11 protein-coding genes and 4 tRNA genes are annotated in these 10068 nt (G+C 62.9%); 2 read left to right on the forward strand and 13 right to left on the reverse strand.

Features of this window, described 5'->3' with window-relative positions:
- Positions 1 to 16: 16 nt before the first annotated feature.
- The 8 genes from V7Q81_RS02530 to rpsU all read right to left on the reverse strand — a co-directional run bounded on the left by V7Q81_RS02530 (position 17) and on the right by rpsU (position 5238).
- Positions 17 to 91 (reverse strand) — tRNA-Thr (locus V7Q81_RS02530).
- 44 nt (positions 92 to 135) lie between these two features.
- Positions 136 to 209: transfer RNA gene (locus tag V7Q81_RS02535), tRNA-Gly, on the reverse strand.
- A gap of 95 nt (positions 210 to 304) precedes the next feature.
- Positions 305 to 390 (reverse strand) — tRNA-Tyr (locus tag V7Q81_RS02540).
- Between the two features lie 108 nt (positions 391 to 498).
- Positions 499 to 572: transfer RNA gene (locus V7Q81_RS02545), tRNA-Ile, on the reverse strand.
- 64 nt (positions 573 to 636) lie between these two features.
- Positions 637 to 2496 (reverse strand): RNA polymerase sigma factor RpoD, encoded by a 1860-nt coding sequence (rpoD, locus tag V7Q81_RS02550; RefSeq protein ID WP_442954737.1) that lies wholly within the window; start codon positions 2494 to 2496, stop codon positions 637 to 639.
- Between the two features lie 91 nt (positions 2497 to 2587).
- On the reverse strand, positions 2588 to 4348 hold the full coding sequence (gene dnaG / locus V7Q81_RS02555; RefSeq protein WP_333840094.1) for a DNA primase: 1761 nt from the start codon (positions 4346 to 4348) through the stop codon (positions 2588 to 2590).
- A 168-nt stretch (positions 4349 to 4516) separates the two neighbouring features.
- Positions 4517 to 4966, reverse strand: a complete 450-nt coding sequence (locus tag V7Q81_RS02560; protein ID WP_333840095.1) for a GatB/YqeY domain-containing protein — start codon at positions 4964 to 4966, stop codon at positions 4517 to 4519.
- A 59-nt stretch (positions 4967 to 5025) separates the two neighbouring features.
- On the reverse strand, positions 5026 to 5238 hold the full coding sequence (gene rpsU / locus V7Q81_RS02565; RefSeq protein ID WP_333840097.1) for a 30S ribosomal protein S21: 213 nt from the start codon (positions 5236 to 5238) through the stop codon (positions 5026 to 5028).
- Positions 5239 to 5329: 91 nt separating this feature from the next.
- On the opposite strand from rpsU, the gene tsaD reads away from it, so the two are divergent.
- On the forward strand, positions 5330 to 6391 hold the full coding sequence (tsaD, locus tag V7Q81_RS02570) for a tRNA (adenosine(37)-N6)-threonylcarbamoyltransferase complex transferase subunit TsaD (protein WP_333840099.1): 1062 nt from the start codon (positions 5330 to 5332) through the stop codon (positions 6389 to 6391).
- A 20-nt stretch (positions 6392 to 6411) separates the two neighbouring features.
- Here the strand turns inward: tsaD and plsY are convergent, their stop codons facing one another.
- Positions 6412 to 7035: a glycerol-3-phosphate 1-O-acyltransferase PlsY gene (gene plsY / locus V7Q81_RS02575; RefSeq protein ID WP_333840100.1), complete on the reverse strand. Its 624-nt coding sequence runs from the start codon at positions 7033 to 7035 to the stop codon at positions 6412 to 6414.
- 74 nt (positions 7036 to 7109) lie between these two features.
- Here plsY and V7Q81_RS02580 point away from each other — a divergent pair, with 74 nt between their 5' ends.
- A complete protein-coding gene (locus tag V7Q81_RS02580) occupies positions 7110 to 7469 on the forward strand; it encodes a dihydroneopterin aldolase (protein WP_333840101.1) in 360 nt (119 codons plus the stop codon).
- A gap of 25 nt (positions 7470 to 7494) precedes the next feature.
- Here V7Q81_RS02580 and V7Q81_RS02585 read toward each other — a convergent pair whose 3' ends face one another.
- The 4 genes from V7Q81_RS02585 to V7Q81_RS02600 form a co-directional block, all read right to left on the reverse strand.
- Positions 7495 to 8235 (reverse strand): sulfite exporter TauE/SafE family protein, encoded by a 741-nt coding sequence (locus V7Q81_RS02585; protein WP_333840102.1) that lies wholly within the window; start codon positions 8233 to 8235, stop codon positions 7495 to 7497.
- An 8-nt stretch (positions 8236 to 8243) separates the two neighbouring features.
- Complete coding sequence (xerD, locus tag V7Q81_RS02590) at positions 8244 to 9143, reverse strand: site-specific tyrosine recombinase XerD (protein ID WP_333840104.1); 900 nt, start codon at positions 9141 to 9143, stop codon at positions 8244 to 8246.
- The gene (locus V7Q81_RS02595; protein WP_333840108.1) at positions 9130 to 9627 is read right to left on the reverse strand and encodes a methylated-DNA--[protein]-cysteine S-methyltransferase; all 498 of its coding nucleotides are present in this window, start codon (positions 9625 to 9627) and stop codon (positions 9130 to 9132) included. The genes xerD and V7Q81_RS02595 overlap by 14 nt, the downstream gene beginning before the upstream one ends.
- On the reverse strand, positions 9596 to 10068 hold a 473-nt coding region (locus V7Q81_RS02600; RefSeq protein ID WP_333840110.1), incomplete at its 5' end, for an Ldh family oxidoreductase. The genes V7Q81_RS02595 and V7Q81_RS02600, both read right to left, overlap by 32 nt.

Here is a 10068-nt window from a genome sequence, read left to right on the forward strand (position 1 = left end):
ATTGAGCACCGGATGATGGTGCCCATGGCCCGGATTGAACGGGCGACCTCTCCCTTACCAAGGGAGTGCTCTGCCACTGAGCTACATGGGCCGTGCCGGCGTTGTCTACCTGTACCTAAATCGATCCAAGAAACCTGGAGCGGGTGAAGGGAATCGAACCCTCGTCGTAAGCTTGGAAGGCTTCTGCTCTACCATTGAGCTACACCCGCCCACCGAAAGCATTCCATCGCGCGGACCTGGGATCCCCATGACCCCGCTTGCCGGGACCGGACCTCGCGCCGATCGATCAGCTAACCTCCCAATGTGGTGGAGGGGGTAGGATTCGAACCTACGAAGGCTTAGGCCAACAGATTTACAGTCTGCCCCCTTTGACCGCTCGGGAACCCCTCCCCGAAAGAAACAGGAAATTATGCGTTTACATAGGGAAAAAGTCAAACCGCCAAGACCTAAACTCTTTGCCCGGGCGAGCGCCCTCGCTTACCCGCTTTTTCCCGCGAGTGGGTCTGGTTGGATTTGAACCAACGACCAAGGGATTATGAGTCCCCTGCTCTGACCAGCTGAGCTACAGACCCCCTTTTTTCGACTCGATACCCGTCGCAAAAAGCAAGCCCGCAGACGCCGCCTTCGCCAACCTACTCAGCTTTCGTTTTCCAGGAAGCTGCGCAGGCGCTCCGAACGGGACGGATGGCGCAGCTTGCGCAGCGCCTTGGCCTCGATCTGGCGAATCCGCTCGCGGGTCACATCAAATTGCTTGCCGACTTCCTCCAGCGTGTGATCGGTGTTCATCTCAATGCCAAAGCGCATGCGCAATACCTTGGCCTCCCGGGGGGTGAGGGTGTCAAGCACCTCCTTGGTAGCGTCGCGCAGGCTGGCGTAGACCGCTGCATCGCTCGGTGCCATGGTCGAGGCGTCCTCGATGAAGTCCCCCAGGTGCGAATCGTCGTCGTCGCCGATGGGTGTCTCCATGGAGATAGGCTCCTTGGAGATTTTGAGGATTTTGCGGATCTTCTCCTCGGGCATCTCCATCTTCTTGGCAAGCAGCGCGGGGTCCGGCTCCTGCCCAGTCTCCTGCAGGATCTGGCGCGAAATGCGGTTCATCTTGTTGATGGTTTCGATCATGTGCACCGGAATGCGGATGGTGCGCGCCTGATCCGCGATGGAGCGGGTGATGGCCTGCCTGATCCACCAGGTCGCGTAGGTGGAAAATTTGTAGCCGCGGCGGTACTCGAACTTGTCCACTGCCTTCATCAGCCCGATGTTGCCTTCCTGGATCAAATCCAAGAACTGCAACCCGCGGTTGGTGTATTTCTTGGCGATGGAGATCACCAGCCGCAAGTTGGCCTCGGTCATTTCCCGTTTGGCGCGGCGCGCCTTGGCTTCGCCCGTGGACATCTGGCGCGCGATCTCCTTCAGCTCCTTGAGCGGGATCATGGCCCGCTTCTGCACCCCGAGGATGTTCTGCTGCTGCTCGAGGATCGCGGGACGGAAGCGCTCCAGCGCCGCACTGTAGGGCTTGCGCGCCGCGATTTCCTGATCCACCCACTTGAGATTGGTCTCGTTACCGGGAAAAGACTTGATGAAATGGGTGCGCGGCATGCTCGCTTTCTCAACGCACAGGTCCATGATGGCCCGCTCGTAGCGGCGTACTTCGTCCACCATGCCGCGTACACTGTCGCACAACGCCTCCACTTGCTTCGCCGCGAAGCGAATTTTCATGAGCTCGGCAGAAATTTGCTCCTGGTACTGTTTATAGGCGCGAGAACGGGTACCCTTAGCGGCCAGCACTTTCATCATTTTGTTGTAGATCTGGCGGATGGTCTTAAAACGCTCCAGAGCCTCGGCCTTGAGCTGCGCCAAGGTGGCGCTGTTGACTGCGCCGCCTTCCTCATCCTCGGACTCTTCCGCGAGCTCTTCGTCCTCAGCCACCGATTCTTCGTCCTCGGCCATTTCGCTAGCGACCATTTCCTCCTGAGATTCGCTATCCAGGAGCCCGTCCACTAGCTCGTCGATGCGCATTTCATCCCGCTCGACTTTTTCGGCCAAGGCCAGGATTTCAGCAATGGTGGTCGGGCAAGCGGAAATCGCCATGATCATGTGCTTCAAGCCATCTTCAATACGCTTGGCGATTTCGATCTCCCCCTCGCGGGTGAGCAGCTCCACCGACCCCATCTCCCGCATATACATGCGTACCGGGTCGGTGGTACGACCGAACTCGGAATCAACGGTCGAAAGGGCGGCCTCCGCCTCTTCCACCACGTCCTCGTCCGCGGCCGCTGGCGCCGCCTCCGAAATGAGCAACGACTCGGTATCCGGCGCTTCGTCGTACACCGCGATCCCCATGTCGTTGATCATGCGGATAATGTTCTCGATCTGCTCGGCATCCAGCATGTCGTCCGGCAGATGATCGTTGATCTCGGCGTAGGTCAGGTACCCGCGCTCCTTGCCGAGCACGATCAGGTTCTTGAGGCGCGTGCGGCGCGAATCCGCATCCCCCATCTGAATATCCGGCTTATCGCTATCCCTGTCCTTGGCCATATTCCGTCGCTATCCGCTGTGGTATCGAACAAAAACTGTTAATTATATACCTTTAGGCGCCTTGCGGGGCCGTTCGTTCCATCCTTCCCTGCCGCAACAAGTCCAGATACTCCTGTTGTTCCTTAAGGCTTAAGCGCTCCAGATTGGCACCCAGCTCTTCGAGTCTGCGGCGGCGAGCCTCCTCCTGCAGACCCCGTACGACCCCTTGGAACTCAGCCTCCGCATCAAACTCCGGTCCCCATTCCTCGATGGCCCGCGCTGCTTCACTAAGTACTTGATCGAGCTGGGTGTTATCAAAATGCAAAAACGCCATTGGGACAATGTCCGACCCTTTCAAAGTAGGGTTTGCCTTCACGAAGTCAAGAAATTGGAGCAAAAAACCGGCATCCGGCTCGGACGCTGGGATGAGGGTTGGCTCCAAACGCAGACCCAGCTCGGGCTTGAACAGGATGAGGCGAATGAGCCGGCGGCAGCGACTAACCACCCCTACCCCGCGCGCAGCGCGCCTGGCACCCGGCTTCCCAGGTTCCGTCCCAGGGCGGATCCGGTACAAGGCCTCCAGCTCAGCAAGGGAGAGCCCCACTCGCTCGGCGAGCCGCCGGCGCACCAGGAAGCCCAGCCCCGGGGCCTGGATCCGGTTCACGAGGGGCTTCGCTTCCTTGAGGAGACGGGCCCGGCCCTCGTCGCTTGCCAGCGCCCCTTGGGGCGCAAGCCCCTCGATCAGGTAAGCGGACAGGGAAACCGCGTCGGAGAGTAAGGCTTCGAACCCCGGACCGCCGATACGCCTTACCAGGCTATCGGGGTCCTCCCCGGCCGGAAGGAACAGGAAGCTCACCTCCTTGCCGTCCGTCACATGGGGAAGCATTGCCTCCAAAGCCCGCCAAGCGGCCCGCCGCCCGGCCTCATCCCCATCAAAGCAGAAGATCACCTGATCGGCTTGGCGTAATAGTTGGTGTGCCTGGGCCCCGGTAGTGGCAGTGCCGAGCGTGGCGCAGGCATAGCCGATGCCGTGCTGAGCCAGGGCCACCACGTCCATGTAGCCTTCCACCACCAGCACCCGACCGGTGTCCCGAATAGGGCTCCTCGCCTGGAACAGTCCATAGAGCTCCCGGCCTTTTTCGAATATGGGGGTTTCGGGGGAATTCAGGTACTTGGGCTCACCTTCGCCGAGCACTCGGCCCCCGAACCCCACAATGCGGCCCCGGTAGTCGGCGATGGGGAACATGATCCGGTCCCGGAACCGGTCATAGCGCCGGCCGCCTTCGCCCCGCAACACCAAACCGGCCTTTTCCAGCCATATCGAGCCGTAATCGTCAAAACAGCCCGCGAGGGCCTGCCAGTCGGCTGGAGCGTAACCGATGCCAAAGCGGGCCGCGACCTCTCCCGAAAGGCCGCGCCGCTTGAGATAGGCAATGGCCTGGGGGGAGCGCTTAAGGCTCTCCCGGTAGAAGCGGGTCGCCCGCTCCAGAACCGAATAGAGTTCCGCCGCTTCAGTCGCCGGCGGGTGAACGTCCAGTCGCTCCGCTTCGGGCATTTTCATGCCCACGCTGGCCGCTAGCTCCCTGACCGCATCGATGAACCCAAGACCCCGGTACTCCATAAGGAAGCCGATGGCGCTCCCGTGGGCGCCACAGCCGAAACAGTGATAGAACTGCTTGGAAGGACTGACAGTGAAGGAGGGGGTTTTCTCGTGATGAAAGGGGCAGCATGCCTTATAGTTGGCCCCGGCCCGCTTTAGCGGAACGTAGCGATCGATGACCTCCACTACGTCCACGCGATTGAGCAGGTCCTGGATAAAGGCTTGAGGAATCATTTTGTTGGCCTCTGACGAGTAAGGCACTACCGCCTTCCGCCAGAAGGGAGGACCGGACGAGCGAGAGCCGCCGTATATACTCTAGTGATTATAGGACAGATTTTTTGCGCCCACCGGTTTCCGGGAGCGCCCCTGGTTCGGAAATAAGTCTTTGATATCTATGACGCTTTAGCCAGCGCCAAGACGTGCCTTGACCAGCGTTGACACTCGGCCCATCTCCGCCCGGCCGATAATCCGAGGTTTGAGGACCCCCATCACGCGCCCGATATCCTTGGGACCCGCCGCCCCCGTGTCGACAACTGCCTGCTCGATCAGGGCTTGGAGCTCTTCCTCCGACAAAGGCTGAGGGAGATAGCTCTGGAGCACTTCAATCTCGAATCGCTCGTTGTCCGCCAGATCCCGCCGGCCCGCAGCGTCGTATTGGGCCACCGACTCCCGGCGCTGGCGAATCAGCCGCTCCACGATCCCCACCACATCAGCCTCACTCAGCTCCCGGCGCTCGTCCACTTCCCGCTGTTGAATAGCGGCGAGCAGGAGACGGATGGCGGCAAGGCGGCGCGCGTCTTTCGCCCGCAGCGCCTCCTTCATGTGTTGGGTGATCGTGGCCTTGAGCGTCATGGCGAAAGGACGTCCTTGGACCCGATAGGCCAGGACGATTCAAGGAGATCGTTGGCCGATCAGTAGGTGCGAGGGGGAAGTTGCTGGCTGCGCAGACGCTTGTAATGGCGCTTGATCGCCGCTGCGAGCTTGCGTTTGCGCGCCTGGGTGGGCTTCTCGTAATATTCCCGAGACCGCAGTTCGGTAAGCAGTCCCGTTTTCTCCACGGTACGTTTGAAGCGCCGCAGCGCCACCTCAAACGGCTCATTCTCTTTGACCCGGACCATCGGCATAGGAATATCGTGCCCTCTTAAGCTTGAATAATCGAAAATTAATAATTATACCCGCATTATTGAGCCCTTTCCAAGGGCGCCACCTAGCCCCATGAAAGTTCTCGGTATTGAAACCTCCTGCGACGATACTGGCGTTGCCCTGTACGACACCGAAAGGGGGCTACGGGCCCATGCCCTCCATTCCCAAACGGAGGTGCACCGGGCGTACGGGGGAGTAGTGCCGGAGTTGGCTTCCCGTGATCACATCCGACGGGTGCTTCCCCTGGTCCGGCGGGTCTTGGCCCAGGCAGAGTGTGCTCTCTGCGATCTGGACGCCATCGCCTACACCGCCGGACCCGGGCTGGCGGGCGCACTGCTCGTGGGGGCCAGCATCGCTTGCGGACTTGCCCGGGCGCTGCAAATCCCCGCTATCGGGGTGCACCATCTGGAGGGACATCTTCTATCTCCCATGCTTGCCTCCCCCCGCCCCCAGTTCCCCTTCGTCGCCTTGCTTGTGTCGGGAGGCCACACCCAGCTCATCGAGGTGGCCGCAGTGGGCCATTATCGGCTTCTGGGAGAAACCCTGGACGATGCTGCGGGGGAAGCGTTCGACAAGACGGCCAAGCTCCTAGGACTGGGCTACCCAGGCGGCCCTGCTTTGGCCCGGTTGGCCGAGGGGGGTACCAGCGGCCGCTTTCGCTTACCCCGGCCCATGCTGGCCAGCGGCGACCTCAACTTCAGCTTCAGCGGACTGAAAACAGCCGCTCTGCTCCTTGCCCGGGCGCAGGGGAATGACGAGGGCGCTCGCGCCGACATCGCCCGGGCCTTCGAGGAAGCGGTCGTAGAGGTCCTGGTAGAGAAATCCACCCAGGCTGTCCTTGCCACCGGCCACGGCCAATTGGTGGTGGCCGGGGGCGTCGGGGCCAACCGCCGCTTGCGGGAAGTCCTGAATCAGCGGGCCCGGGAGGCTGGCTTCCGCGTCTTCTACCCACCCGTCGAGTTATGCACCGATAACGGAGCCATGATCGCCTATGCTGGCGCTATGCACCGAGCCCAAGCTATGCCGGCCTCCGGCTACCGTTATACCGTATTCCCCCGCTGGGATCTGGCGCTTCCTGGACCGGAGGCGACCCGGTCCAGGCGTCGAACGGCGCGGTCCACGGCTCGACATTGACCCGTCCGATCGGCAGAGCGCTAGAGCTTTTCTCTCCCTGGAGGGTGTGCGCCACCGATGCGAGTTTCAGTGCCGGCTGCCAGCTTTTGTATGTTGACCCGGTGGCGCCATACGAGCAGCGCCGCCATCGAGAGGGTCACAGCGGTGTAAGGGTGCCAGCCCCACAGGCCCGCCGCAGCAAAAGGTGCCACGCCAGCCGCCGCCAGAGCGGCCAGAGAGGAGTAGCGGCAAAGGGCCGCCGTGGCAAGCCAGACGCTCCCCAAAATCAGCCCCAGACCCGGAGACAGAGCCAGGAGGGTGCCGGCCGCCGTAGCCACCCCTTTACCGCCCCGGAAGCCTAGAAATAAAGGGTAGAGGTGGCCGATAAACACCGCCATCGCCGCGATGGCCACCGCCTCCTCGCCCGCGCCAAAGCGAGGTGCTAGGATCCGGGCGAGGAGGACGGCTGCCGCCCCTTTCCCTGCGTCCCCGAGCAAGGTCAGCGCGGCGGCAAGCTTGCTGCCCGTGCGCAGTACGTTGGTGGCACCCGGATTGCCCGAACCATAACTGCGGGGATCCGGCAACCCCAGGACGTGGCTCACCACCACGGCGAAGGGAATCGATCCCAGCAGGTACGCACCGACCGCCAAGACTATCGTGACCACCGATCGAATAAATGGCCTAGAATGGCGCCTTCGATTTTACTCGACGCCCTGCGGGGCGGCCACGGCGGGGCGCCATGGATATCGTCTTCATTCGGGAGCTGCGGGCAGAGACCCTAGTGGGCGTCTACGCCTGGGAGCGCCAGGTACGGCAGACCATCGAGATCGACTTGGAGATCGCCCTGCCCTCGAGTCGCGCCTGCGAGACCGACAACGTGGAGGACACCATCGATTACTCCAAAGTGGTGCGCCGCGTCCACGAGGAGCTGGATCGCCACCAGTTCAAGCTGCTGGAAGCGCTGGCAGACCACCTCGCGCGGGTGATCCGGGAAGAGTTCCGGGCGCCGTGGGTAAAGGTGAGTGTGGCTAAACTGCGCTTGATGCAGGGTGTGAAGCAGCTCGGCGTGTCCGTCGAGCGGGGCGTGAAACCCACCTGAAGGCAGGCGGCGTTTTCCCGTCTGTCTACCCTACCGCTTTCACCAGCAGGGACACTCCGCTCGCCACGAGCACCGCTCCCAACGCCTGCCGGACCCGCTGGGGGCTAACCCCCAGGTGCACCCGACTTCCAAGCCTCAAGCCTGCCAGCATTACTGGCGCAAGGGCCAAAGCTCCAAGCAACACCTTGAGGTGCAAGAGCAGTCCCGTGAGGGCGAAGGCCACGATGCGCACCGCAGTACTGACGGTGATCATGGCGGCCATGGTGCTGCGAAACTCCCGCCGATCTTCGATGCGCCGGGAAAGGTAGATGGCGTACACCGGACCGCCAGTGCCAAACAAGGCCGTGAACGTCCCGCCCACTAGGCCCGCCGGCAGCACCCAGGCGCGGGCTATCACTCCGCGGAAGCTCGGATCGAGCAGCGTGTAGAGGCCGAAGAGCAGTACGAACGTGCCCAGCCCCGCCAGCAGGGGCGCGGCGGGAAGCCGGGCGAGGAGGATGGCGCCGGCGCCAATCCCGACCACCGCCACCGGCACCAGCCAGGCGAGCTCTCGGCGGTTGGAGCGCCCGCCGTGGCCACGGCGCAGCAAGAACGAAGCCACAAACTCCATGAGCACCATGGTGGGCACTACTTGCTGCAGGGGAAGCACGTGGGCGAGCAGCGGTACTGCGATCACCGAGGAGCCGAATCCAGTCATGCCAAACACGAAAAAGGCCACAAAGACGGCGAGCGGCGCAACAATCAGGACCTGGGGTTCCACTCCCACGAACCGCCTCAACCCCGGGGGTGGTGCTTGGCGTGGAGCTGCTTGAGCCGCTCCCGGGCCACGTGGGTATAGATCTGGGTGGTAGAAATGTCCGCGTGGCCCAGAAGGAGTTGCACTACCCGCAGGTCGGCGCCGTGATTGAGCAGATGGGTGGCGAAGGCGTGGCGCAGCGTGTGAGGGGAAAGGGGCGCGCTCACGCCGGAGCGCCGGGCGTAGCGCTTGACCAGATGCCAGAAAGCCTGTCGCGTCATGGGCTCCGCACGTCGCGTGAGAAACAAGGCCAAGGCCCGTCGGTCGGCGAGAAGCAGAGGTCGTGCTTCATTCAGGTAGCGCTTGAGCCATGCCACAGCCTCCTCCCCCACGGGCACTAGGCGCTCCTTGCCGCCCTTGCCCAGCACGCGCACCACCCCGGTCTCCAGGCTCACCTGAGCGGGGGTGAGGGTCACCAGTTCCGACACCCGCAGCCCGGTCGCGTAGAGCATCTCCAACATGGCTTTGTCTCGCAACCCCAAGGGCGTCTGCACATCGGGGGCGGCGAGCAGGCGCTCCACGTCTGCTTCGGTGAGGCTCTTGGGGACGGCCCGGGGTACCTTGGGCGCATCGATCTGCAGGGTAGGATCGGCCGCGATGCGACCTTCCCGCACGAGAAAACGGTAGAAGCGTTTGAAGCTGGAGAGCTGGCGACTGGTAGTGCGGGGCCGAGCCTGCCCCGCCGCCCGGTGGGCCAGGTAAGCGAGCAAATCGGCTCGACTCGCCTGGGTGAGCGCCTTGCCCTGTTCCTTGACGAGCCACTGCCCCAGCAGACGCAAGTCCCGCCGGTAAGCCCCTAGGGTGTTGGGGGACAACCCATCCTCGAGCCAAAGGTGGTCGCAAAACCGGTCGAGAAGCTGCTCTTCAGCGTCTTTCATGGATCAACAGCCACCGCTTGATGGCAAGCGGTACCCCCTCCCGAGCGTGCATGAAGCCTCCCAAGCCGTGGGTTGCCACCACCCGATGACAAGGTACGACCAGGGGAACGGGGTTGGCGCCGCAGGCTCTTCCAACGGCCCGGGGCGAAGTGCATAGCGCCCTCGCCAGTTCGGCATAGCTCACCGTCTCTCCGCTGGGGATGGTGCGCAAGGCTTCCCATACCCTGCGTTGAAACGGGGTGCCCGACAGATGGACTGGCAGCTCGAAGCGGAAGCCTGGATCCTGGAGATAAGCGCGTAGCTGTCGGCACGCTTCCCGGGCAAGGAGCGACCGGGGCGCAAGGGAAGGCGTGCCCCGGGGGAGGTAATCGATGCCGACCAGCCAGTCTTCCTCGATGGCCACCCCCAGCACCGCGAAGGGGGCCGCAAGCCGCGCCTGGTGGATGCGCTCCTTAGCGGCCCGCCAATGTGCGGATTTGCTCATAGAGCGTGTCTGGCACCGGGATACCCTCCCGGCGCGCCTTCGCTTCCAGCGCAAAGCGCCGGGCCCCCGGAAGCCGTACACCGGGGTCAGCCAGCATCCGGGTGATCAGGGTCTCGATACGCTCGAGATAGACGGTGCGGCCGGCCAAGGTATCCGGATCGATTGCCAGAAACGCCTGGCCGATGCGCGGCCGGTTGCCTTCGTCGACGAAAAACGAATCGGCCTCGAAACCCATGGCGGCCCCCGTTAGGGCACAGCACAGCAGCTCTACCATGAGGGCCAGCATGGCCCCCTTCACGCCGCCGGCCGGCATCATACTGCCTTCCAAGGCGGCGCTCGGGTCGGTGGTAGGCCTGCCCTCCTTGTCCAAGGCCCAGCCCTCGGGAATCGGCTTGCCTTGATTCTTGGCCACCATGATCTTGCCCCGGGCCACTTCCGAAA

Origin of the sequence: Pelomicrobium sp., from assembly GCF_036803785.1 — a bacterium.
GTDB lineage: Bacteria > Pseudomonadota > Gammaproteobacteria > Burkholderiales > UBA6910 > Pelomicrobium.

Coding starts and splice junctions, on each gene's coding strand:
- xerD (WP_333840104.1), bottom strand. CDS start 9,143: ATGAAAGACGCTGAAGAGCAGCTTCTCGACCGGTTTTGCGACCACCTT.
- rpsU (WP_333840097.1), bottom strand. CDS start 5,238: ATGCCGATGGTCCGGGTCAAAGAGAATGAGCCGTTTGAGGTGGCGCTG.
- V7Q81_RS02595 (WP_333840108.1), bottom strand. CDS start 9,627: ATGAGCAAATCCGCACATTGGCGGGCCGCTAAGGAGCGCATCCACCAG.
- tsaD (WP_333840099.1), top strand. CDS start 5,330: ATGAAAGTTCTCGGTATTGAAACCTCCTGCGACGATACTGGCGTTGCC.
- dnaG (WP_333840094.1), bottom strand. CDS start 4,348: ATGATTCCTCAAGCCTTTATCCAGGACCTGCTCAATCGCGTGGACGTA.
- V7Q81_RS02560 (WP_333840095.1), bottom strand. CDS start 4,966: ATGACGCTCAAGGCCACGATCACCCAACACATGAAGGAGGCGCTGCGG.
- V7Q81_RS02580 (WP_333840101.1), top strand. CDS start 7,110: ATGGATATCGTCTTCATTCGGGAGCTGCGGGCAGAGACCCTAGTGGGC.
- rpoD (WP_442954737.1), bottom strand. CDS start 2,496: ATGGGGGATGCGGATTCGCGCCGCACGCGCCTCAAGAACCTGATCGTG.